The following is a 23,364-nucleotide window of genomic DNA, read 5'->3' as shown; positions in this document are numbered from 1 at the left end:
GATCAGTCCTCCTTGAGAGGGATTTCAGCGGCCCGTTCGGCCGCCTTGCGGGCGCCGGGGCGAAGGGTGAAGACGACGACGGCGAGGAAGAACAGCGTCATGGCGAGCAGTCCCCAACTGTCGGCGAAGTGCCGCATGGCGGTATAGGTTTCCATGGGCGTCCTCCTCAGCGGTAACCGGCGGCGTCGTCATAGGTGGAGAAGTCCACCAGCGTGCCGAGCATCTGCAGATAGGCGACGAGCGCATCCATTTCGGTGAGCTTTGCCGGGTCGCCGTCGAAGTCGCCGAGCTTGGCCTTCGGGTAGCGGGCCTCGATGCCGGACGTATCGGCATTCGGGTAAGCCTGCGCCTTGAGGTCGGCCTCGGCGTTTTCGAGCATCTCGTCCGTATAGGGCACGCCGACGGCGCGGTTGGCCGACAGGTGCATCGAGACGTTCCGCACCTCCAATGGCGTTTCCTTGAGGAAGGAATAGCTCGGCATCACCGATTCGGGCACGACCGAGCGCGGCTCGATCAGGTGCTGGACGTGCCATTCGTTCGAATAGCGGTCACCCACGCGGGCAAGGTCCGGGCCGGTGCGCTTGGAGCCCCACTGGAACGGATGGTCGTACATCGATTCCGCCGCCAGCGAATAATGCCCGTAGCGCTCCACCTCGTCGCGGAACGGCCGGATCATCTGGCTGTGACAGGTATAGCAGCCCTCGCGGATGTAGATGTCGCGGCCGGCAAGCTCCAGCGGCGAATAAGGCCGCATGCCCTCCACCTTCTCGATGGTGTTCTCCAGGTAGAACAGCGGGGCGATCTCGACGATGCCGCCGATGGTGACCACGAAGAGCGAGCCGACGAGCAGAAGCGTCGCGTTGCGCTCGAGGATCGCGTGTTTGTCAAGAATGGACATCGGGTCCCTCCTATTCGGCCGGCTGCAGCTTCGGCGCGGCGCCCGGGATCGGGGCCTCGTCGCGCTGGTAGCCGAGGATTGTCATGGTCACGTTGTAGGCCATGATGAGCGCCCCCAGGAGGAACAGCCCACCGCCGACGGCGCGCAGCACGTAGTACGGGAACATGGCGGCGATCGTTTCGGCGAACGAATAGACCAGGAAGCCCTGCTCGTCGTATTCGCGCCACATCAGGCCCTGCTGGATGCCGGCGACCCACATGACGGCGGCGTAGACGACGATGCCGAGGGTGGCGAGCCAGAAGTGCCAGTTGACCATGCGGATCGAATAGAGCCGCTCGCGGTTCCAAAGCTTCGGGACGAGGAAGTAGATCGCGCCGAAGGTGATGAGGCCGTTCCAGCCGAGCGCGCCCGAATGCACATGGCCGATGGTCCAGTCCGTATAGTGGCTGAGCGAGTTGACCGACTTGATCGACATCATCGGGCCTTCAAAGGTCGCCATGCCGTAGAAGGCGACGGCCATGACCATCATGCGCACGATCGGATCGGTGCGGATCTTGTCCCAGGCGCCCGAGAGCGTCATCAGGCCGTTGATCATGCCGCCCCACGAGGGCATCCAGAGCATGATCGAGAAGACCATGCCGAGCGTCTGCGCCCAGTCGGGCAGCGCCGTATAGTGCAGGTGGTGCGGGCCGGCCCAGATATACATGAAGATCAGGGCCCAGAAGTGGATGATCGACAGGCGGTAGGAATAGACCGGACGGTTCACCTGCTTCGGGATGAAGTAGTACATCATGCCGAGGAAGCCGGCCGTCAGGAAGAAGCCCACGGCGTTGTGGCCGTACCACCACTGCGTCAGCGCATCCTGCACGCCGGAGAAGGCCGAATAGCTCTTCACGCCGAGGAACGAGACCGGGACGGCCAGGTTGTTGACGACGTGCAGCATGGCGATCGTCACGATGAACGACAGGAAGAACCAGTTCGCCACGTAGATGTGCGGCTCCTTGCGCGTCATGATCGTGCCGAGGAAGGCGATCAGATAGGCGACCCAGACGATGGTGAGCCAGATATCGACATACCATTCCGGCTCGGCATATTCCCGGCTCTGCGTGATGCCGAGCAGGTAGCCGGTGGCGGCCATGACGATGAAGAGCTGGTAGCCCCAGAACACGAACCAGCCGAGATTGCCGCCGAAGAGACGGGCGCGCGAGGTGCGCTGCACGACGTAGAAGGAGGTCGCGATCAGCGCGTTGCCGCCGAAGGCGAAGATCACCGCCGAGGTGTGCAGCGGACGCGTGCGGCCGAAATTGAGCCAGGGCTCGATGTTGAGATCGGGGAAGGCCAGTTGGAGCGCCACGACGACGCCGACCAGGAAGCCGACGACGCCCCAGAACACCGTCGCGATGACGCCGTACTTGACGACCTCGTCGAAGTACCCCTCGTCATCCTGCGATGATCCGGTCGCGACGGCCGGCGCGAAGGAGATGCGCCGGACCATGAAGAGCGTGCTGGCGAGCAGCACGAAGAAGAGGACCCACATATGGGCCTCGAAGAGCCTGTCCTGGGCAAACGCCGCGCCGAGCAGCGCGATGAACGCCCCCACGGCCAGGACGATCGTTTCCGTTACATATTTCATCGTTGGCATCCCCCAACTCGTCAATTTCCCGCAACGGCCGGTTCCCTCGCGGAATCGGCCCTTGCGCTCGACTTGAGCCTTCGCAGATGCGGCCGGAAGCATCCTTGACTTGGATCAAGGCGAAGCGCGGTTGCCGGCGGCATCAAGGGACAGGTTGACGCAGCCGCGCGTCGAAACGCTCGCGGCACTCCCGAACCGAGGGAACAGGACATGACGGATTATACAGGGATCGCCCGGCTGCTTTCCGATCGCCCGACGGACGCCGTTTCGCTGGACTGGTTGAAGAAGGCCCATGACGCACAACTGACGCTCTGCTCGGCGCTGGAGGACATCGCCGACAGCCTGCCGGCAAACGTCAACCGGCAGAAATGCATGTACGCGGCCAAGTCGCTGATTCCGCTGGTCAACGGCATCCACCGCTATGAAGAGGAAACCGTCTTCCCCCTGCTGGAGCGCATGGCCTCCGGCGACCGGGAACTCATCGATTCCATCGCCCGGCTGAAGTTCGAGCATGTCGAGGACGAATGCTTTGCGGAGGAGCTGACCGACACGCTGACCCGGCTCGGCAGTGGCGACGGCACGGTGAACGCGGAAGCCGCGGGCTACATGCTCCGCGGCTTCTTCGAATCGATCCGCCGCCATATCGCCTTCGAACAGCAGTTCATGCTGCGCGGCACCGGCCTCACCTCCTGACGGATCAGGCGGCGAGCGGCCCCTGCTGCGCCGTTTCCTGCAGGACCAGAATGGCGCCGAGCACGTTTCCGGCCGCCGACAGGCAGGGCGTCATGCGGCAGCGCGTGATCGCCTGGCCGCGGCGCGGGGACACATAGTCGTATTCCACCACGTCGCCGGCGAAGCAATGGTCGAGATTGCGCTTCACGCGGCTCTCGAATCGCTGCACGCCGATGAACTCCACGATGTGCCGGCCGACGAGGTCGATGGGCTTTTCGCTGAAGCGCTCGGCATTGAGCGGGTTGGAATAGAGATAGCGGTAATCCGTCGTGATGACGGCGACGCGGTCGGGAAGGCTGTCGAGGATCGCCTCGTTGAGCAGCCCGTCCTCCGCCACGCGCGGCGTGATGGCGGGACGCCCGGCCCCCGGCATGTCGATCCGGAAGGGCGCGGCGGCCTCCTCGGTCCCGAAATACCGATCCAGCAGCAGCTTGAAATGATGCGCCTGCCGGAGCACGCAGGCCTTGTCATCCGCCTCTTCCCGAAGCAGGTCCACCACGAATTGGAACTGGGAACGAAGTTCGGAAGCGTCGCTCGCCTCCTTCCGCAGCACGGCCGCCAGGGCCGGCTCGATTTCCCTGTCCAGCATGGAAACGAGCCTTTCGTTCCCGGCCCTCACGGCATGCTGGAGTTGTGAATACTTAAACCAGAACAACTCTACAAGAGCTTTCAATTCATGCTCCCCGAATTGCTGAAATCTACAGCAATTGCGCCACTACACTATTTGAAATGTTCAGAAACGAGATAAAGCTTTGACCCTCTCCTCCCGAAATATGCTGTCGAAAGCGCTTACATTAGCAAAATGGTAACAGCGTACGGAAGGATGTCAAACCCCAAATTAGCCTAAAGTCGCATATTCCGGGAAACTGAACGTATTCAAAATTGAGGTGGAAAGAAACGATCGTAAGCAGTCAAGTAATAAGGCCGCGCTTGATATTCCACCGGTCGTGATACCAGAGCCACTGGCCGGGATATTCGCGCACCCATTGCTCGACCTTGTCGTTCAGCATCTGCGCGGTCGCATCGACGTCGACGGCGCCGTTCTCCTTGCGGGGGATGTCCATCGCCGGCTCCAGCTCCAGGCGGTAGCGGTTGCCGGGCAGGCGGATGCAGCGGGCGGGATAGACCTCGCAATCGAACTGGCGCACCAGCTTGGCGAGCAGCGGGTTGGTCTGCACCTTCCGGCCGAAGAATGTCGTGTGCAGGCCCTTGTTGAACTTCTGGTCGACCAGCACGCCGACCGGACCGCCCGCCTCCAGCTTGCGGGCAAGCGTGAAGGACGAACCGGCATGGGAGGGCACGAGGTCGCCCATGCGTGCGCGGCGGAACTCGAAAACCTTGTCGGCGACGTAGGGGTTGTTCGGCGGACGGAAGAGCACCGTCACATCGAGGCCGAAGGACGCGCCGGCGACCGGCAGGAGCTCGAAATTGCCGGTATGGGCGGTGAAGACGATGAAGGGCCGCGGATTGTCGCGCAGGTCCACGAAGAGCGGAATGCCGGAGACCTCGATGCGGCCAGGCGCCGTGCGCGCGGGATCGAAGTCGAACAGACGGTCGAGAAAGACATATTCGGCCGCAAGCCGGCCCATATTGCCCCAGGCATCGAGCGCGATCGCCGCGATCTCCGCCTCGGGCTTTTCCGGAAAGGCGTTCCGGAGATTGGTGAGCGTCAGCATGTGGCGGCGCGTCTTCGGGCCGATCCAGCGCGCCGCGCGATCGGCGAAGTTGATCGCACCGTCCGCCGGCAGGATCTTCAGGAGGCTGAGCAGGCCGAAGACGAACTGCGCCACCAGCCATTGCTTGAACTTCCTGAGCGCCAGGACGAGGCGTGTGACGATCATCCGCACGGCATCAATCCAGCTTCAGGACGATCTTGCCGAATATCTGGCGCGATTCCATGCGCTCCAGGGCCGTCGCGATGCCGTCGAAGGTCACTTCGGTATCGATGACCGGGTGGACGAGGCCCCGCGCCATCTTCTGCATGGCATTCGCCATGTTCTCCATGCGGCAGCCGAAGGAACCGAAGAGCTTCAATTGCTGCTGGAACAGCATCATCAGGTTCATGTCGGTGGAAACGCCGGAGGTGGAGCCGCAGGTGACGAGCCGCCCGCCGCGCTTCATGCAGAGCATGGAGCCCGCCCAGGTGTCCTTGCCGACATGTTCGAAGACGACGTCGACGCCCTTCTTCCTGGTCAGCTTGCGCACGACGCCCTCGAAGCGGTCCTCGCGGTAGTTGATGACGTGGTCGGCGCCGAGCGCTTTGGCCTTCTCGATCTTGTCGTTCGAGCCGACGGTGGTGATGACGGTGCAGCCGATCTTCTTGGCAAGCTGGATCGCCGCCGTGCCGATGCCGGAGCCGCCGGCATGGACGAGGATCGTCTCGCCGGATTCGAGTTTCGCATTGTCGAACAGCATATGCTCGACCGTGCCGAAGGTGACGGGAGCGAGCGCCGCGCCGACCGCATCGACGCCGGGCGGGGCCGGCACGAGAAGGCGGGCGGGAAGGTTGACCTTCTCCTGCGCAAAGCCGTCGAGATGGAAACCGTGCACGCCGCCGACATGTTCGCAGAGATTGTCGCGGCCTTCTCGGCAGGGCTTGCAGAGGCCGCAGGTGCGCGCGCCGTAGATCGAGACGAGCTGGCCGGGCAGGACATTCGAGACGCCCGGACCGAGCGTTTCGACGACGCCGGCCGCTTCCGCGCCGATGACGAGCGGCATCTTGCGCTTGGCAAAGGCCATGCCGCGCCAGCCCCAGACGTCGATATGGTTGAGCGCGACGGCCTTGACCCGCAGCGTCACTTCGCCGGGGCCGGGCGCCTCCGGCTCCGGGATATCGGTGAGTTCGAGCTTGCGGTCGTCGAGAAGCTGGAGGGCGCGCATGGCAAAATTCCTATCAGGCGGGTTCGGCCGTCATGACGAGGCTGGCGTTCTGGCCGCCGAAGCCGAAGGAGTTGGAGAGAACCGCGGAAACGCGCGCATCGCGCTTCACGTTCGGCACGACGTCGAGCACGATGGCCGGGTCGGGGTTCGTGTAGTTGATCGTTGGCGGCAGGGTGCCGGTCAGCATGGTCTGGATGGAGAACACGGCCTCGACGGCGCCGGCCGCCGTCAGCGTGTGGCCGATCATCGACTTGTTGGAGGAGACCGGGATATTCGCCAGCGTGTCGCCGAAGACCGTCGACATGGAGAGATATTCCATCTTGTCGTTTTCCGGCGTCGAGGTGCCATGGGCGTTGATATAGCCGATGCCGCTCTCGTCGATGCCGGCATCTTCCAGCGCCGCGCGGATCGTCGCGATGGCGGGGCCGCCATCCGGCGAGGAGCGGGTGCGGTGGAAATGATCGGCCTTCTCGCCGCAGCCCTTGAGGATGCCGAGCACCTTCGCACCGCGGGCGACGGCGGATTCGAGCGATTCCAGCACCAGCGTCGCCGCGCCTTCGGCGATGACGAAGCCGTCGCGATCCTTGCTGAACGGCTTGGAGGCTTTGGTCGGCGGGTCGTTCTGGGTCGAGAGCGCGGAGAGCAGCGCGAAGCGGATCAGCGCCTCCGCCGTCACCGAGCCGTCGGTGCCGATGGTGAGCGCGCGGTCGGTACGGCCCTGGCGGATCGCCTCGACGCCGAGCTGGATGGCCGTCGCGCCGGAGGCGCAGGCGGTCGACAGCGTGACGGGCAGTCCGCGGGTGCCGAAACGGTCGGCGAGGCGTTCGGAGATCGCGCCGAAGGCCCAGGCTTCGTGCAGAGCGGGTTCGGCCTTTTCTCGCAGCACCGCAAGGAAGCGGTCATAGGCATCGCCCGGACGCTGCGACGGCGGGGCGCGGTCGGCAAGCGCGAAGCGGTCGCGCCAGTCAGGCTCGATCGGCGGGGCGGCAAGAAAGAGCGGACCGCCGAAATCGCCGGAAAGGCCGGCTTGCGCCAGTGCCTCGTCCGCCGTCTCGCGGGCATAGGCATAGGAGCGCTCGACCGGGTTCTCGACGGGCAGCTCGATGAAATCGACCGTGCCGGAAATGCGGGTGTTCAGCCCGTCGACCGGAAAGCGCGTGATGCCGTGGATGCCCGACACGCCGCCGACGAGCGCGGTCCAGTTGTCCTTGAGGCCCTGCCCCAGCGAGGTGATGACGCCCATGCCCGTGACGGCGACGATCGGGCGGCCGAGATGATCCCTGTAAGCGGCTTTCGTCATGGCCGGCTCCTACTTCTCTGCGGAAAGGATTGCGACGCCTTCGCCGCGCGCATGGCCGACCGTGGTGACCACGGCGCTTTTCGCCGCTGCGGTCATCGCGGCCTCGGCCGTCGTATCGAACGGCGCGACCTTGACGTCCGCGCCGAGCGTCAGGGCGGCGATGGCAAGGCCGAGCGGGAACTGCGCTTCCAGCGCCTGGCCGGTGACCGCGCTGAAGCCGCGCACCGGGCTGCCGGAAAAACGCGTGTCGAGCCAGGCTTTTTCACGTGCCGTCACGCCATGCTGGCCGGACGCGCCCGAGAAGACGACGGTCCCGGCACCGGCCGCAGCGCCGTCGGCCAGCCGTTCGAGGCGGGCTTCCAGCCGACCCTCGTCCCGCGGGCCGCGGTCGCCGCCGATGGCGTCGATGGTCGCGTAGATGCGTGCGCCCCGCGCTTCGGCATGGGCGCGCGATTCCAGCACGAGGAAGGCCGCGGCCGTGCCGGTGACGATGCCGCCGCCGGCCTTCTCGTCGCGCGACCAGAGCGGCGTCCAGCCGCCCGTCGCATGCGCGCCGATCGCTTCGTAAAGCAGGATGACATCCTGCCGCTCGGCCACCAGCGCGCTGCCGACGAGCGTGTGCGTCGACTGGTCGGAGCGGATGCGGTGGAAGGCGGTCTCGATGGCGGAAATGCCGGCCGCCTCCTCGCCCATGAAGGTGCGGGAGGAGCCGGTGACCTTGTGCACGATGGAGATATTGCCGGCGAGCAGGTTGGAAAGCTGGGCGAGGAAGAGCGTGGGCCGCAGCTCGGTGGTCAGCTTCTCGTTGAGCAGGCGCTCGCGGTCGTTGCGCTTCAGGCCCTCGTCGACGATCAGCGAATCGACCGCGATATCGCGCTCGCCGCCGCCGGCCGCCACGATCATGTCCATCGTGCCGCAGGCCTCCGCGTCGTCCTTGAAGCCGGCATCGTCGAGCGCGAGGCCGGCGGTGAACACGCCGAGGCGCTGCCAGTTCTCCATCTGGCGCTGGTCGCCGCGCTTGGGAATCTGCTGGTTCCAGTCGATGTCAGGCATCGGGTGCACCGGATAGGGCGCGAAGCGCTCCGTCTCGATCTTCAGCGCCGGCGCGCGCGCGCCGCCAAGGATTTCCACATGCGCCGCCGCGCCGACACCCTGACAGGTGACGATGCCGACGCCGGTGATCACCACATCATTGTTCGCCTTCGCCATGCTCACTTTCCTTCCGCCGACGCGTCGAGCGCCTCGAACAAACCCACCTCGCCCGCGCGCGCCCGCACGATATCGGCAAGCGGCACTTCGGCAAACGGCATGGTGCGCAGCTTCAGTTGCGCATCGCAGACCTTCTTGCCGGAAGACGAGATCTTCGCCTTGGTGACGGCATAGCCCGACCCGTCATGCTCCAGCACCGCCTCGATGTCGAGCACGGCATCCGGCTCGACGAAGCTGCGCATCTTGGCGCCATCGACGCTCATCAGGAAGGGCATGGCGGCAAAATCCGTCGCGGCGAGCACGAGGAAGCCGGAGGCCTGCGCCATGGTCTCGATGAGCAGCACGCCCGGGACGAGCGGCATGCCGGGAAAATGGCCTTCGAAAACAGGGCTTTTCGCGGGCACCACAGAGCGGGCCTTCAGCACGCGGCGCGCGCCGTCGACAGCCTCCACGCGATCGATCATCTGGAAATATTCGAGCAGCATCGGGATACCTCCGGCAGGTTCCGGAAATCGAAAGGCCTGCCGGAAACGGCAGGCCGTGCGCCACAAGCACCGGGATCGTCTGGAGCACGGCCGCGAGGGCGGCCGACGCCGTTGCCTCAGGCCTTGGCGGCCCGCAGGTCGTCGATCTTGGCGCAAAGGTTCTTCAGGACGAAATACTCTTCCGTCGCGACCTTGCCCTCGTTGACGTCCTGGGTCCACTGTTCCAGCGGGATCTTGATGCCGAATTCCTTGTCGATCGCAAAGACGATGTCGAGGAAGTCGAGGCTGTCGATGCCGAGATCGTCGATCGTGTGGCTGTCGGGCGTGATCGTCTCGCGGTCGATCTCGCTCGTCTCAGCAATGATGTCGGCAACCTTGTCGAATGTAGCAGTCACGCCCATACCTCATGAATCTATAGTCGGGCGATCCTATATGGAAATAAGACGCAATTGCCAATGGGTTTGATGAGGGCCCTGCGCAGTCGGCGATGCTGTGTTGCGCAAACAGCATGGCCGTGGGCCGCCGGTCAGACCGCGATGGAATGCCGCCCGCGCCCGCTCGCCAGATGCGCATCGAAGACCGCGGCGACGGTGCGCGCGAAGGGCCGCCCCGCCGCGGTGAGGACGAACCGATCGCCCTCGATGCGGGCGAGCCCGTCGCGGTCCGCCGCGGCAAAGCCGACCGCCTCCGCCCGGATGATGCCGGAGAAGGCCGGATGGCACGCGGCAAGGGCAGCGAAGGAAAAGCCGAAATCGCACATGATCTTCTCGATCACGAAGGCGCGGGCACGGTCCTCCTCGGTCAGTGCATAACCGCGGACGGCGGCAAGACCGCCCTCCTCCACCCGGCGCAGGTATTCGCCCGTCGCCGGCATGTTCTGGATATAGCCTTCGGGAAGCTGGCCGATGGAGGAGGCACCGAGCCCGACCAGCGCATCCGCCTGGTCGTCGGTATAGCCCTGGAAATTGCGGCGCAGCGTGCCCTGCCGCGCCGCCACGGCGAGCCGGTCGGCGGGAAGCGCGAAATGATCGATGCCGATGGCCTCGTAGCCGGCCGAAACCAGCATGTCGGCCGCCATCGCCATCTGCTCGAACCGCGCGACGACGCCGGGCAACGCCGCCTCGTCGATCATCGTCTGGTGCTTCTTCATCCACGGCACATGGGCATAGCCGAAGAGCGCGATACGGTCGGGCGCAAGCGAGAGGACGGCCCGGACCGTCTCGGCCAGCGTCTCCAGCGTCTGGTGGGGCAGCCCGTAGAGGATGTCGCAATTGACCGAGCGCACGCCCCGCGCCCGCGCGGCTTCCACCACGCCGCGGGTCTGCTCGAAGGTCTGGATGCGGTTGATCGATTTCTGGACCTTGGAATCGAAATCCTGGATGCCGAGGCTGGCGCGCGTCATGCCGATATCGGCCAGCGCATCGTGCCGGGCTTCGTCCAGATCGTTCGGATCCATCTCCACGGAGATTTCCGCATCCGCCGCGAAGGAAAAATTCTTCTCCAGACAGGCCTTCAGCGCCCGCATGTCATCCGGTCGCAGGAGGGTCGGCGAACCGCCGCCGAAATGCAGCGCCGTGACCGACACCTCCCGCGAGACCCGCGCGCCGATCGCGGCGATCTCCGCATGGAGGCCCTTGAGATAGGCCTCGACGGGCTCGTAGCGCAGCGTCTGCTTGGTGTGACAGGCGCAGAACCAGCACAGCCGGTCGCAATAGGGTATATGGGCATAGAGCGAGAGGCGATTCTCCGCCGCAAGACGCCCCAGCCAGTCCGCATAGACCTCCGGCCCGATACTTTCGTTGAAATGCGGCGCGGTCGGATAGCTTGTATAGCGGGGAACCGGCGACGAAAGGCGTTCGACGAGGGCGTGCTGCATGGTCATCTCCTTGCTCACACGGCAAATAAACCCGAAACGGTCGTCACCATTTGATTTTGATCAAGTGAAAGCCGGAATGAGTGCGCTAGGATTTGACAATAGTCAGGAAGCGCTATTTTGCCGCGAGGCGGCACGCTTTATGTTCACGGTCGCGTGCGGTAGCACGGCATTGTTGCGCCGCGGGAACCGCCGGGCGAAAGGAAAGCCGACATGGAAATTCGCCGCCAAGATATCCATAATTCCGACATTCCTCTTGTCTGCCGTGCCTGCGAGGCGCGCCATGGCGGCGTGTGCGGCGCGCTGACCTCCGAGCAGCTCTCCGAACTCAACAAGCATTCCTTCCGCAACCGCCTGGAAACCGGCGCCGAAGTCATCGGCCAGGGCGAGACGGTGGTGAACTATTCCAACATCATGCGCGGCGTCGTGAAGCTGACCAAGGTGATGGCGGACGGCCGCCAGCAGATCGTCGGCCTGCAGTTCGCCCCCGATTTCCTCGGCCGCCCGTTCCTGGAGGAAAGCGCCATCACGGCGGAAGCGGCGACGGAAAGCGAAGTGTGCAACTTCCCGCGCCATGTGCTGGACCGGCTGGTCAAGAGGACGCCCGAGCTGGAGCACAAGCTGCACCAGCAGGCCCTGAAGGAGCTGGACGAGGCGCGCGACTGGATGCTGACGCTCGGCCGCAAGACGGCGCAGGAGAAGGTGGCGAGCTTCCTCTACCTGATCGCCACCCATATCGACCCGGAGAGCGTCGACAGGTCGGCCTTCGAGCTGCCGCTCTCGCGCGCCGACATCGCCGATTTCCTCGGGCTGACGATCGAGACCGTCAGCCGGCAGTTCACCAAGCTGCGCAAGGAAAACGTCATCCGCATCGAGAACAACCGTCACGTCACCGTTCCCGACATGGACCGGCTGATGCGCTACGCCGGCAACGACTGAGCGAAACGCTCAGCGCGTGATGACGATGCGCGTGTTGGACAGCCCGTTGCGGTTGGCCATCTGGAAGAAGGTCGCCGCATTGTCCGGGTGCAGGCGCACGCAGCCATGCGAGGCCGGGCGGCCGAGGCGCTTCGTCTCGTAGGTCGCATGCACGGCATATCCCCCCTTGAAGAAGATCGCATAGGGCATCGGCGCATTGTTGTACTTGCGCGAGCGGTGGTTGCGCGAGGCCCATTTCGCCGACCAGGCGCCCGTCGGCGTGCCATAGCCCTTGCGACCGGTCGAGACGGGCCAGCGATATTTCACCGCGCCGTTCTGAGTAACGACCATGGTCTGCGAAGAAAGGCTGATCCGGGCGGTCAGATTGGCCGACAGAGCGGTCTGGGTCTGGAACAACACAAGAAGGAACGCGACAGCGGTCGCAAAGAAGATACGCATGACTTCCCCTCTATTCGTTTGCGCATGGCTTTGATGCCAGTCTCGCGTCGAGACAGAATATAGACGTTTCAGCCTTCCACAATATTGGCGGGGCCACGAAAAGAAAACGAAGTTAAGATGTAAAATTCTATTGAATGCCGCGCGGCGCGCTCACAACAAAGCGGCAAGAAGCGCCGCCAGCAATACAGCTGCAGCAAGAGCAGCACAGGCGGCCGAGAAGATCCGCAAGGACAGATCGATATCCGCCACCGTCGCGACGGTGCGGCCGCTCGCGTTCATCATCGGTTCGTCGACGCGCGTGCCGCCATAGATGCGCGGGCCGGCAAGGCCGATGCCGAGCGCGCCGGCCATGGCCGCTTCCGGCCAGCCGGAATTGGGCGAACGGTGGAGGCCCGCATCGCGCAGCGCCGTGCCGATCGCATGGCGCGCCGCCGCCCTGCCCTTCACCGCCCATGCGCCGGCGGCGAGGAAGAGGATGGAGAGGCGTGCGGCGGGCCAGTTGGCGAGATCGTCCAGCCGGGCGGAGGCCCGGCCGAAATCGAGATATTTCGCGTTTTTGTGGCCGATCATCGAATCAGCCGTGTTCAGCATCTTGTAGGCGAACAGGCCCGGCAGGCCGAAGAGCGCATACCAGAGCGCCGGCGCCACCACGCCGTCGGAAAAATTCTCCGCCAGGCTCTCGATGCCGGCGCGGCAGATGGCCGGCTCGTCGAGCGTCGCCGGATCGCGGCCGACGATCATCGACACGGCCTGCCGCCCGCCCGCAAGGCCGCCGCGCTTCAGGCCGCTGGAGACGGCACGCACATGATCGTAAAGGCTCTTCTGCGCCAGGAAGATCGCGACGATGACGATCTCGACGAGGGCGCCGACGATGCCGAGCGGCGCGAGCAGCCGGTGCACGAAGAAGCCGAGGAAGACGCTGGCGGCGAGCAGCACGGCAATGCCGGCGGCACCGTTGAAGCGCTTCGTATCGGCCGAGAGGCGCTTGCCGTTGAAGAGCTTGTCCATCAGCCCGATCGCCCGGCCGAACAGCACGACCGGATGCGGCACGCGCCGCCAGAGCCTGTCCGGATCGCCGACAAGGCGGTCGAGCAGCAGGGCCAGGAAAAGGAGGAGAAGCGTTTCGCTCATTGCCCGGCCATCACCTCCGCCAGCGCCGCCGCCAGCCGGGCATCCGAGGCGGCATCCGGCGCAAGGCCGAAGCGCAGCCAGCGCGCATTGTAGTCGAAGGGACGAACGAGGATATGGCGGCGGCAGAGCCCTTCGTGGATGGCAGGCGCATCCGCATGGTCGACCAGCGCGAAAAGGCCGGTGCCGCCGACGATATCGAGGCCGGCGCCGGCAAGGACGGATTCGAGCGCCGCCTTGCGCGCGTCGATCGACCGGCGGATGGCGGCGGTGTCTGATGTCATCAGGCCGGTGGCGATGGTGAGCGCCGGGCCGGACACCGCCCAGGGGCCGAGCCCGTCCTCGATGCGGTCGACGACCGGCGCCTCGCCGATCACGAAACCGAGGCGCAGGCCGGCAAGGCCGAAGAACTTGCCGAAGGACCGGAAGACGAGAAGGCCCGGCATGTTGTCGCCGGCCAGCGGCGCGATGGCGGCTTCGGGGCGCATGTCGCCGAAGGCCTCGTCGACGACGAGAAGGCCGCCGCTGCCGGCAACGCGCCGGTGAAGGTCGAGCAGCGCCTCGCGCGAGAACAGCCGGCCGTCCGGATTGTTCGGGTTGACGACGACGACCAGGCCATGGGCATCGCTCACGGCATCGAGGCCTGCAATGCGATCCACCGCCACGCCGGCATTTTCCAGCACGCGGGCATATTCGCCATAGGTCGGCGAGACGACGGCGGCGCGCCGGCCGGCGGCGGCGAAACGCGGCAGGAGCTGGATGACGGACTGCGTGCCGGGAACAGGAAAGGGCAGCGCGCCCGATGTGCCGTAATAGCGGGCGGCGGCAGCGCGGGCGGCATCCTGGCGATGGCGATCCGGCAGGCGGTGCCAGGCGGCGGCATCCACCGCAGGCAACGCCGCGGAATTGGGGTTGATGCCGGTGGAAAGGTCCAGCCAGTCCTCCGGCCGGCCGCCGAAGCGCTGGGCGGCGGCGGCGATACCGCCGCCGTGAACGATGCGCGGCGCGGTCATGCCGCCTCCGGCGCAAGGTCGATGAGATGCATGTAGGAGCCGCTGACGGTTCCGCGGCGAAGGCCCGCCTCGCCGAGGTCCTCGCCGATCGCGTCCGTGACGGCAAACAGGCGCTCCGCGGCGCCCTCGCTGGCGACGGTCGAATAGTGGAACTCGTGGGCGGTCATCGGCGCCGAAAAGCCCGCGCCGGCAAGCGGCGTCACGCGGCGGTAGCCGAGATGACGACGGCGCGCGGCAAAACTGGTGACGAGCGGCAGGAGGCCGAGCATGCCGTAGCGGGATCCATCCGCCGCAACCAGAGCCTCCCCCAGAGTCATATAGCCCCCGCATTCGCCATAGATGCGCGCCCCCCGGCGCGCTGCCTCCTGCATGCCTAGACGGAAGGCAGCGGCATTGGCAAGAGCGGCCCCGTGCAGTTCCGGGTAGCCGCCGGGCAGATAGACGGCATCCGCATCGGCCGCGGGCGCCTCGTCGGCCAGCGGCGAGAAGAAGGAAAGGCTCGCCCCCGCCATGCGCCAGCCCATCAGGAGATGTTCGTACGTGAACGCGAAGGCGACGTCGCGGGCGATCGCGATGCGCTGGCCGAGCGGCGGCAGGTACGACACGGCGCCCTCCACCCGCGCCCCTCCCCGTCGCGCGGCGACGGCGACCAGGCGCTCCAGATCGCAGCACCGCGTCACCACGGCGGCGGCATGGGCGATGAAGGTCTCCAGCATGCCATGCTCGCCGGCCTGCACGAGGCCGAGATGCCGTTCCGGCAGGGCAAGCAGCGGATCGCTCCGCAGCACGCCGAAGATCTCGATGCCGCTCGCCTCCAGCGCCCCGCGCAGCATGGCCTCGTGCCGGGCACTGCCGACCTTGTTGAGGATGACGCCGGCGACGTGGACATCGCCGCGATGGTCCCGGTAGCCCTTCACCAGCGCGGCAACGGACTGGGACATGCGGCTGCAATCGACGACGAGCACGACGGGCAGGCCGAGCATCGCCGCAAGGTCGGCGGGCGCGCCGGTGCCGTCGGCGGCGGCGTCGAAAAGGCCCATCATCGCCTCGACCAGCAGGAAATCCCCCGCGCCGGCCTGCTGCGCGGCATTGGCGCGGATGAGCTCGGGACGCATCGCCCAGGGATCGTAGTTGAGGCAGGCCTTGCGGCTGGCGGCGGCGTGGAAGGCCGGATCGATGTAGTCCGGCCCCGCCTTGCCGGAAACGAGGCCGAGACCGGCATCGGCGAAGGCGCGCGCCAGGCCCAGCGTCACCGTCGTCTTGCCGGAGCCGGAGGCGGGCGCAGCGATGAGCAGTCCGCTCATGCCAGGTCCTTCAACTCGCGCGAGCCGAACGGGTCGGGCGCCAGCGCGCGACCCTGCGTCAGCGCACCGAGCCAGTCGAGCGAGGCGCGCAGGCGCACGACCTCGCCGACGACGACGATGGCCGGCGGTTCGAGGCCGGCGGCCGTGACATCCGCCTCCGCGCGCGCCAGCGTCGTTTCCAGCACCTGCTGTTCGGCGGTCGCGGCATTGCAGACGAAGGCGACGGGCTCCTCCGGCGCGCGGCCGCCGGCGATGAGGTTGCCGGCGATCTGGCCGATATGCTTCATCGCCATGTACATGACGATGACGGGCGAGCCCTTGGCGATGCCCTCCCAGTTGATGCGGTCGGGCACGAGGCCGGAGGAATCATGGCCGGTGAGGAAGGTGACGGCATGGTTGACCTCGCGATGCGTCACCGGGATGCCGGCATAGGCAAGGCCGCCGATGCCGGCCGTGATGCCCGGAACGATGCGGAAGGGAACGCCGTGCTCGATGAGGGTCAGCGCCTCCTCGCCGCCGCGGCCGAAGACGAAGGGATCGCCTCCCTTCAGCCGCAGCACGCGGTTGCCGGCGCGCGCGAGCTCGACGAGCCGCAGGGAAATGTCCCGCTGCTTGTGCGAGGGCTTGCCGCCGCGCTTGCCGGCGAATTCCAGCACCGCGTCCGGGCCGGCAAGCGACAGGCACTCGGCATTGACCAGCGCGTCATGCACGATGACATCCGCCTGCTGGAGGGCATGGGCGGCGTGCAGCGTCAGGAGGCCGGGATCGCCCGGGCCTGCGCCGACAAGCCAGACGCTGCCCCTTTCCATGGGCGGGAGGGCGGCAAACAGGGTATGCATCAGGCAGGCTCCCGGCTTGAATCAGAAAACGAAGGCGCGGAATCGATGCCGCAGGAAAATGCCGCAAGCGGCTGGAAAGTTTCAGCGATCGCCGCCGTGGCATGGGCCGATTTCGTCTTTTCCACGATGAGCCTGCCGCCGCTGCCCGCCTGCGCCAGCGCCGCCGCCTCCGCGACGCCGTGGCAGCCGGTGATGGCGAAGACGCGGTCGGAAGGATTGGCAAGCCGCGGCGTCTCGGCTTCGAGCCGGGCGGCCGGAAAGGTCACGAGCGGCACGCAGAAATGCCGGGCGACGGCATGCATGGCCGGCTCTTCCGCGCGTGCGTCCAGCGTCGCGACGAAGGCGATGTCCTCGGGGTCCGGAATGACGGAGAGGGCGAGATCGAGCAGTTCTGCCGGCGGCGTGCCGCGTTCGCAGCCGAGGCCGAGGACGAGCAGACGTCGTCCGGTGTCAGGGGATGGGGCCTTGGCGCGCATGGCGGTCTCTCGCAAAATTCCACGCGAAAGGGCCCGGCCTTGCCGTCCACCGACGGTTCCGGATGAAGCCCCTCTGGGTCGGCCGCACCGGACACCGCTCGGCCCGCCCTGCGGGCACCGTCGCTAGGCTTCTTAGTACCGGAGGGCGTGAAGCCGGTCAAACCGGATTGCGGCATCGCCCGCGCCGGATGCGCCACGCCGCAGGCCGAGACGAGATTGGCCGGCACGCTCTCCCGCGGCGGGCGCACCGGGCTTTGCTTTTGCCGCGCAGTCTGACAGAAGGGCTGAAAATCCGCTCCTCGCATTCCCCCGAGTCCCGCCTTGGCCGATATCGCCCTTCATATCCTCGTCTTCCTGTTTCTTGCCGCCTTCCTCGCCGGCTTCATCGATTCCATCGCCGGCGGCGGCGGCATGATCACCATTCCGGCCATGCTGATCGCCGGAATTCCGCCGCTCGAAACGCTCGGCACGAACAAGCTGCAATCCCTCTTCGGCTCCGGCTCGGCAACGCTCGCCTATGCCCGCGCCGGCCATGTCCGGCTGCGCGAGCAGATGCCGATGGCCGTGGTCTCGGCGGTGGGGTCGGCCTTCGGCGCCCTGCTCGCCACCGTGGTGCCGGGCGACGTGCTGAAGGCGATCCTGCCCTTCCTGCTGGTGGCCATCGCCGTCTATTTCGGGCTGAAGCCGAATATCGGCGATGTCGACAAGCACCGCCGCATGAGCGTCTTCCTGTTCACCGCCACCATCGTGCCGCTGATCGGTTTCTATGACGGCGTGTTCGGCCCGGGCACCGGCTCGTTCTTCATGCTGGCCTTCGTGACGCTGGCGGGCTTCGGCGTGCTGAAGGCGACGGCGCACACCAAGCTGCTGAACTTCGGCTCGAATGTCGGCGCCTTCGCCGTCTTCCTCGCCTATGGCGTCGTCCTGTGGAAGGTCGGCCTCGTCATGGGCGCCGGCCAGTTCCTCGGCGCCCAGGCGGGCTCGCGCGTCGCGATGAAGAACGGCGCCAGGATCATCAAGCCGCTCCTCGTCGTCACCTCGATCGCGCTCGCCATCCGCCTGATGGCCGATCCGAGCCATCCGCTGCGCGTCTGGCTGGGGTGGTGAAAGGCGAGCGACCAACCAAAGCCCCTCACCTGCCTGCCGGCATCCTCTCCCCGCAAGCGGGGCGAGGAGCGATGGGCGCGCCGTTTTCCTCCTTCTCCCCACCTGCGGGGAGAAGGTCCCGGCAGGGGGATGAGGGGCAACGCCCCCGGGGGTTCAGTATTCCACGCCCTGCTGCGCCTTGATGCCCGAGCGGAACGGGTGCTTCAGCAGTTCCATCTCGGTGGCAAGGTCCGCGATCTCGATCAGCTCGTCCTTGGCGTTGCGGCCCGTCAGGATGACATGCGTCATGTAGGGTTTTTCCGTCTTCAGGAACTCGATCACCTCGCCCACATCGATATAATCGTAGCGCAGCGCGATGTTGATCTCGTCGAGCAGCACCATGGAATTGCGCTCGTCGCGGATCAGTTCCTTCGCCTTCTCCCAGGCCTTCTGGGCCATCGCGACATCGCGCGCGCGGTCCTGCGTTTCCCAGGTAAAGCCCTCGCCGAGCGTGAAGAACTGGCAGAGATCGGCGAAATGCGCCTCGATGAGGTCGCGCTCGCCCGTCGCCATGGCACCCTTGATGAACTGCACGACGGCGCAGGGCTTCTTGTGCGCGATATGGCGGAAGATCATGCCGAAGCCGGCGGTCGACTTGCCCTTGCCCTTGCCGGTATGGACGATGACGAGGCCCTTCTCGTCCGTCTTGGTCGCCATGATCTTTTCGCGCGCCTGCTTCTTCTTCGCCATCTTCTCCGCGTGGCGGGCGAGCTCGGCTTCGGTCATGCCGGCGGTTTCGTCGTGGTTTTCGCTCATCGTTCTTCCCTTCGTCTCAATCGCAGTCACGAGGCCCTGCGGGCGCCCAGCATGTCCAGTTCGAAGCGTGCCGAGTTCGAGCGCGGCGTCCACAGGCCCCGGTCGATCGCCTCGGCGAACCGCGCCGCCATTTCGGCCAGCGCCGCCGGGTTCTTCTCCATCAGGAAGGCGCGCACCCGTTCGTCGAGCACATAGGCCTGATAGGCGGCCTCGAAATGGTGGTCCTTCACCGCACCGGTCGTGGCGGCGAAGGCGAACATGAAATCGACCGTCGCGGCGATCTCGAAGGCGCCCTTGTAGCCATGGCGCATGACGCCGTCGATCCATTTGGGATTGACGACGCGGGCGCGCACGACACGGCCGATCTCGTCCTCCAGCGTGCGCACGACCGGCTTTTCCGGCCGCGACAGGTCGTTGTGATAGACGACCGGCTGCTTGCCGGAAAGATGCTCCGCCGCCGTGGCCATGCCGCCCTCGAACTGATAGTATTCGTCGCTGTCGAGCAGGTCGTGCTCGCGGCTGTCCTGGTTCTGCACCACGGCCTGGAGGCTCTTCATGCGCGCCTCCAGCCGCTCGCGCATCGGCACGCCGTCGCCCGTCCCGTCATAGGCATGCGCGCCCCAGGCAAGCCAGGCCTCGGCAAGGTCGCCGCGCTCCGTCCACAGTCCCTCGTCCATCATCGTCTGCAGGCCGGCGCCGTAGCCGCCGGACTTGGCGCCGAAGATGCGGAAGCCGGCCTGCTTCAGCGCCTCGTCCTGCGACGCGCCCCTGGCCGCCAGCGCCGCCGCTTCCGCCCGCATGCGGGCGGCGATCGGGTTGTCGGCATCGTCCTCGTCCAGCGCGCCGACGGCGCGCACGGCCCGGTCGAACAGCGCGATCTGTTCGGGGAAGGCATCGCGGAAGAAGCCGGAAATGCGTAGCGTCACGTCGACGCGCGGATGGCGCAGCACGGCCGGCGGGATGATCTCGAAGCCGGTGACGCGGCGCGAGGCCATGTCCCAGGTCGGCTTGACGCCGATCAGCGCCATGGCCTGCGCGATGTCGTCGCCGCCGGTGCGCATGTTGGAGGTGCCCCAGGCCGTGATGCCGAAGGAGGTCGGCCATTCGCCGTGATCCTGCGCATAGCGGGTGACGATGAGCTCGGCGGATTTCCGGCCGAGCTCCCAGGCGGCCGGCGTCGGCACCGCGCGGCTGTCGACGGAGTAGAAGTTGCGGCCCGTCGGCAGCACGTCCGGCCGCCCGCGCGTCGGCGCGCCGGAGGGGCCCGGCTCGATGAAGCGCCCGTCGAGGCCGCGCAGCAGCGCGGCGATCTCGGCCGGGCCGCAGGCGGCGATGGCGGGGCGGATGGTGGCCTCGATCACATCGAGCACGGCGCGGGTGGCGTGCCAGCCATCGGGGCAGGCGGTCGCGCCCTCCACCAGTTTGGCGGCCAGAAGTTCGATCCGCTCGACCGTGTCGCCCTTGCTGCGCCAGGGGGCGTCGGTCTGCGTGGCGAGGATGCCGGGACGCGGGCCGGTCCAGGGATCGGAGGGGATGCAGTCGAGCGGGTCGAAACGGAAGCCACCCCCCTCTGCCCTGCCGGGCATCTCCTCCTCAAGGGGGGAGATCGGCTGCGAGCCTGTTTCCGTTTTCCCCGCCGCGTCGAAACCAACCGCCTTGGCTGCTGATGGAACAGGGTGCGTGCCCCCATCGATCTCCCCCCTTGAGGAGGAGATGCCCGGCAGGCCAGAGGGGGGTAAGCCCCGGAACGCATCCGCCGCGATCGCCCGCTGCAGGCTCGCCTCGCCGCCCTCGCCGAGGCCGCGCGGCACGCGGGCGAGCGCCAGCGTCAGGTCGGTCAGAAGCCGCCCCTCGGGCGAGACGCCGAAGACGTGCAGGCCGTCGCGGATCTGCATTTCCTTGAGGTCGCAGAGATAGGCGTCGAGCTTCTGCAACGCCGTCTCCTCGCCATCGCCCCGGGCGATGCCGGCGTCGCGGTCGAGGCCGATATCGCGCACGAGGTCGAGGATCTGCTTCGTCAGCAGCTTGATGCGCCGCGGATCGCCGCCGGAGGCGTCGTAATATTCGTCGACAAGCGCTTCGAGGTCCTTCAGCGGGCCGTAGGTCTCCGCGCGGGTCAGGGGCGGCGTCAGGTGATCGATGATGACGGCGGCGGAACGGCGCTTGGCCTGCGTGCCCTCGCCCGGATCGTTGACGATGAAGGGATAGAGATGCGGCACCGGGCCGAGCACCGCTTCCGGATAGCAGGCCTCCGACAGCGCCAGCGCCTTGCCCGGCAGCCATTCGAGATTGCCGTGCTTGCCCATGTGCACGATGGCATGCGCGCCAAAGTGCAGGCGCAGGAAGGCATAGAAAGCAAGATAACCGTGCGGCGGCACGAGGTCCGGCGAATGATAGGTGTCCTTCGGGTCGATATTGTAGCCGCGCGCCGGCTGGATGCCGACCAGCGTCTCGCCGAAACGGGCGAGCGGCAGGGCGAAGACGTCGCCGATGACGAAGGGATCGTCCTCCGGCGCGCCCCAGCGGGCGGTCATCTCCGCCTGAATCCGTTTCGGAAGGAAGGCGAAGAAAGCCTTGTAATGGTTGAGGGAAAACGTTTCGCGGATTTCGCGCCCGTCGCGCGCCGCATTGGTCGGGCCGGCCATCAGATGGGCGATCAGCGCGTCGCCGTCGGCCGGCAGGCCTTCGACCGCATAGCCTTCCGCCGCCATGGCGCGCAGCACCTCCATCGTGCCGGCGGGCGTGTCGAGGCCGACGCCGTTGCCGAGACGCCCGTCGCGGTTCGGATAGTTCGCCATGACGAGCGCGATGCGGCGTTCCGCCGGCGCCGCACGCCGCAGCCGCGCCCAGCCGGCGGCCAGCCGGGCGGAAAAGCGGATGCGGTCTTCGACCGGATCAAGGCTGACGATGTTCGTCTCGACGCGTTCGTCGTAGCGCGCGGCGGCCTTGAAGGAGACGGCCCGGGTGAGCACGCGGCCGTCGACTTCCGGCAGCGAGACGTTCATGCCGAGGTCACGCGCCGTCAGCCCCTGGCCGGAGGCCTCCCAGGCCGCGCGCGAGGAGCCGGAGAAGACGACCTGCAGGACCGGCGCGCCGGTCTCGTCGAGCACGGTCGGCTTGCGGCCGGCGCCGGGGGCGGACACGGCAAAGCTGGTGGCATTCAGCACGACCTCCGGCCGGGCCGTGGCGAAGGCGGCCCGCACCGTCTCGATGGAGACGGGCTCCTTGAGGCTGGAAACGAAAAGCGGCAGGGCGCGGACACCTTCGGCGGCCAATGCCTCGATCAGCATTTCGACGGGGCGTGTCTCGCCGCTCTGGACATAGGCGCGGTAGAAGCAGATGGCGGCGGTCGGAGGTTCGAAGCCCTCCTCCCGGTCCGTGCCGACAATCTCCCCCTCTGGCCTGCCGGCCATCTCCCCCTCCCGGGGGGAGATCGATGGGGCAGCGGTTTCCTTCCCATCTACCGACCCGGCAGATCCGGACGGAATTGAGGGCGTAAGGCCTTGCTTCCTGCCGATCCCCCCCCCGGAGGGGGAGATGGCCGGCAGGCCAGAGGGGGGGAGCGCCGCCAGCACCCGCCACGCCTCGATATCGACAACACCCCGCCCCGGCCACCAGATGCCGGCCTTTTCCAGCGGCGTGGCCGGTTCCGGCCTGTCGCCGCCGAAGACCAGGGCGTCGGCATAGGCGAGGAAGCGGTCCGCATTGTCGGCGCCACCCTCGTTGAGATAGGCCCAGAGGGTCTGGCGGTCGGTGTCGTCGATGCGGTTGAACGGCGCGAGGCCCTCGTCCGGCCGGTCGTCGCCGGGCAGCGCCACGAGCCTGATGCCATTGGCAACGGCGGTCGCCAGCAGCGCTTCCAGCACGTAGCGGAAATAGCTGGCGCCGCCGAGGGCTCGGATGACGATGAGTTTGGCGTGGCGGGCGGTGCGCTCGATATAGGTGTCCACCGACATCGGATGGGAGAGCGTGGCGAGGCTGGCGAGCCGCAGCCGCGTTTGCTTGTCGCGCGCGCGATGGGCGGCGGCGATGGAGGCGAGCTCCGTGTCGGCGGCGGAAAGAAAGAGGATGTCGCCCGGCGTCTGGCCAAGATCGATCGCCTCGCTGCCGTCGGCGATGGTGCCCTTCTGCGCTAGGAGGAGGTGCATGCGGCGCCTCCCCTTTGCCGGCGTGCCGTGCCGGTGGATCCTCGGGTCAAGCCCGAGGATGACGACAGAAGGACGGGGCGGCGGACAACAGCCACGGTTGTCCCTGCCGCACCGATCGATAGGCTCTGCGGCCTCTCCTCCCCTCCGTCATCCTCGGGCTCGACCCG

At 66.7% G+C, this 23,364-nt stretch carries 22 protein-coding genes; 3 read left to right on the top strand and 19 right to left on the bottom strand.

Features of this window, described 5'->3' with window-relative positions:
- Nucleotides 1-2: 2 nt before the first annotated feature.
- From EV665_RS02960 to ccoN, 3 genes are read right to left on the bottom strand one after another with little or no spacing between them, the layout of a single operon-like run.
- A complete protein-coding gene (locus EV665_RS02960; RefSeq protein ID WP_064330326.1) occupies nucleotides 3-155 on the bottom strand; it encodes a CcoQ/FixQ family Cbb3-type cytochrome c oxidase assembly chaperone in 153 nt (50 codons plus the stop codon).
- Between the two features lie 11 nt (nucleotides 156-166).
- Nucleotides 167-898 carry a cytochrome-c oxidase, cbb3-type subunit II gene (gene ccoO, locus EV665_RS02955; protein WP_133033014.1) on the bottom strand — a complete coding sequence of 244 codons (732 nt, stop codon included), beginning with the start codon at nucleotides 896-898 and terminating at the stop codon, nucleotides 167-169.
- 10 nt (nucleotides 899-908) lie between these two features.
- On the bottom strand, nucleotides 909-2,531 hold the full coding sequence (ccoN, locus tag EV665_RS02950) for a cytochrome-c oxidase, cbb3-type subunit I (RefSeq protein ID WP_133033013.1): 1,623 nt from the start codon (nucleotides 2,529-2,531) through the stop codon (nucleotides 909-911).
- A 210-nt stretch (nucleotides 2,532-2,741) separates the two neighbouring features.
- On the opposite strand from ccoN, the gene EV665_RS02945 reads away from it, so the two are divergent.
- Nucleotides 2,742-3,224 carry a hemerythrin domain-containing protein gene (locus EV665_RS02945; protein WP_064330329.1) on the top strand — a complete coding sequence of 161 codons (483 nt, stop codon included), beginning with the start codon at nucleotides 2,742-2,744 and terminating at the stop codon, nucleotides 3,222-3,224.
- A 4-nt stretch (nucleotides 3,225-3,228) separates the two neighbouring features.
- Here the strand turns inward: EV665_RS02945 and EV665_RS02940 are convergent, their stop codons facing one another.
- From EV665_RS02940 to hemN, 8 genes are all read right to left on the bottom strand, one after another.
- Complete coding sequence (locus tag EV665_RS02940) at nucleotides 3,229-3,852, bottom strand: PAS domain-containing protein (RefSeq protein ID WP_084437910.1); 624 nt, start codon at nucleotides 3,850-3,852, stop codon at nucleotides 3,229-3,231.
- A gap of 322 nt (nucleotides 3,853-4,174) precedes the next feature.
- The gene (locus tag EV665_RS02935; protein WP_133033066.1) at nucleotides 4,175-5,104 is read right to left on the bottom strand and encodes a lipid A biosynthesis lauroyl acyltransferase; all 930 of its coding nucleotides are present in this window, start codon (nucleotides 5,102-5,104) and stop codon (nucleotides 4,175-4,177) included.
- 10 nt (nucleotides 5,105-5,114) lie between these two features.
- Complete coding sequence (locus EV665_RS02930; protein WP_133033012.1) at nucleotides 5,115-6,143, bottom strand: zinc-binding dehydrogenase; 1,029 nt, start codon at nucleotides 6,141-6,143, stop codon at nucleotides 5,115-5,117.
- 13 nt (nucleotides 6,144-6,156) lie between these two features.
- On the bottom strand, nucleotides 6,157-7,443 hold the full coding sequence (locus EV665_RS02925; RefSeq protein ID WP_064330333.1) for a beta-ketoacyl-ACP synthase: 1,287 nt from the start codon (nucleotides 7,441-7,443) through the stop codon (nucleotides 6,157-6,159).
- A gap of 9 nt (nucleotides 7,444-7,452) precedes the next feature.
- Nucleotides 7,453-8,652 (bottom strand): beta-ketoacyl-ACP synthase, encoded by a 1,200-nt coding sequence (locus tag EV665_RS02920; RefSeq protein WP_133033011.1) that lies wholly within the window; start codon nucleotides 8,650-8,652, stop codon nucleotides 7,453-7,455.
- Between the two features lie 2 nt (nucleotides 8,653-8,654).
- A complete protein-coding gene (locus tag EV665_RS02915) occupies nucleotides 8,655-9,137 on the bottom strand; it encodes a 3-hydroxyacyl-ACP dehydratase FabZ family protein (RefSeq protein WP_133033010.1) in 483 nt (160 codons plus the stop codon).
- Between the two features lie 116 nt (nucleotides 9,138-9,253).
- Nucleotides 9,254-9,538, bottom strand: coding sequence for an acyl carrier protein (locus EV665_RS02910; protein WP_133033009.1), 285 nt, complete (start codon nucleotides 9,536-9,538; stop codon nucleotides 9,254-9,256).
- Nucleotides 9,539-9,663: 125 nt separating this feature from the next.
- Nucleotides 9,664-11,013: an oxygen-independent coproporphyrinogen III oxidase gene (gene hemN, locus EV665_RS02905; protein ID WP_133033008.1), complete on the bottom strand. Its 1,350-nt coding sequence runs from the start codon at nucleotides 11,011-11,013 to the stop codon at nucleotides 9,664-9,666.
- 210 nt (nucleotides 11,014-11,223) lie between these two features.
- On the opposite strand from hemN, the gene EV665_RS02900 reads away from it, so the two are divergent.
- The gene (locus EV665_RS02900; RefSeq protein ID WP_064330336.1) at nucleotides 11,224-11,949 is read left to right on the top strand and encodes a Crp/Fnr family transcriptional regulator; all 726 of its coding nucleotides are present in this window, start codon (nucleotides 11,224-11,226) and stop codon (nucleotides 11,947-11,949) included.
- A 9-nt stretch (nucleotides 11,950-11,958) separates the two neighbouring features.
- Here EV665_RS02900 and EV665_RS02895 read toward each other — a convergent pair whose 3' ends face one another.
- The 6 genes from EV665_RS02895 to EV665_RS02870 form a co-directional block, all read right to left on the bottom strand.
- Nucleotides 11,959-12,387, bottom strand: a complete 429-nt coding sequence (locus EV665_RS02895; protein WP_133033007.1) for a L,D-transpeptidase — start codon at nucleotides 12,385-12,387, stop codon at nucleotides 11,959-11,961.
- A 150-nt stretch (nucleotides 12,388-12,537) separates the two neighbouring features.
- Entirely contained in the window at nucleotides 12,538-13,518 is a 981-nt protein-coding gene (gene cbiB / locus EV665_RS02890; protein ID WP_133033006.1) for an adenosylcobinamide-phosphate synthase CbiB, read from the bottom strand.
- Nucleotides 13,515-14,528: a threonine-phosphate decarboxylase CobD gene (cobD, locus tag EV665_RS02885; protein WP_133033005.1), complete on the bottom strand. Its 1,014-nt coding sequence runs from the start codon at nucleotides 14,526-14,528 to the stop codon at nucleotides 13,515-13,517. The genes cbiB and cobD overlap by 4 nt, the downstream gene beginning before the upstream one ends.
- Nucleotides 14,525-15,832 (bottom strand): cobyrinic acid a,c-diamide synthase CobB, encoded by a 1,308-nt coding sequence (locus EV665_RS02880; protein WP_133033004.1) that lies wholly within the window; start codon nucleotides 15,830-15,832, stop codon nucleotides 14,525-14,527. The genes cobD and EV665_RS02880 overlap by 4 nt, the downstream gene beginning before the upstream one ends.
- Nucleotides 15,829-16,671, bottom strand: coding sequence for a uroporphyrinogen-III C-methyltransferase (gene cobA, locus EV665_RS02875; RefSeq protein ID WP_064330341.1), 843 nt, complete (start codon nucleotides 16,669-16,671; stop codon nucleotides 15,829-15,831). The genes EV665_RS02880 and cobA overlap by 4 nt, the downstream gene beginning before the upstream one ends.
- Nucleotides 16,671-17,147 (bottom strand): cobalamin biosynthesis protein, encoded by a 477-nt coding sequence (locus EV665_RS02870; RefSeq protein ID WP_133033003.1) that lies wholly within the window; start codon nucleotides 17,145-17,147, stop codon nucleotides 16,671-16,673. Before EV665_RS02870 ends, cobA begins: the two co-directional genes overlap by 1 nt.
- A gap of 321 nt (nucleotides 17,148-17,468) precedes the next feature.
- Between EV665_RS02870 and EV665_RS02865 the strand changes: the two genes are divergently transcribed.
- Entirely contained in the window at nucleotides 17,469-18,254 is a 786-nt protein-coding gene (locus EV665_RS02865) for a TSUP family transporter (RefSeq protein ID WP_064330343.1), read from the top strand.
- A 153-nt stretch (nucleotides 18,255-18,407) separates the two neighbouring features.
- On the opposite strand, the gene cobO is transcribed toward EV665_RS02865, so the two are convergent.
- Complete coding sequence (gene cobO / locus EV665_RS02860; RefSeq protein ID WP_133033002.1) at nucleotides 18,408-19,049, bottom strand: cob(I)yrinic acid a,c-diamide adenosyltransferase; 642 nt, start codon at nucleotides 19,047-19,049, stop codon at nucleotides 18,408-18,410.
- Between the two features lie 26 nt (nucleotides 19,050-19,075).
- The gene (gene cobN / locus EV665_RS02855) at nucleotides 19,076-23,197 is read right to left on the bottom strand and encodes a cobaltochelatase subunit CobN (protein WP_133033001.1); all 4,122 of its coding nucleotides are present in this window, start codon (nucleotides 23,195-23,197) and stop codon (nucleotides 19,076-19,078) included.
- Nucleotides 23,198-23,364 lie beyond the last annotated feature (167 nt).

The sequence above is a fragment of the Shinella granuli genome (genome assembly GCF_004341885.1).
GTDB lineage: Bacteria > Pseudomonadota > Alphaproteobacteria > Rhizobiales > Rhizobiaceae > Shinella > Shinella granuli.
Note: the sequence above shows the minus strand (reverse complement) of the source record. Positions and strands in the feature narration are given on the sequence as shown.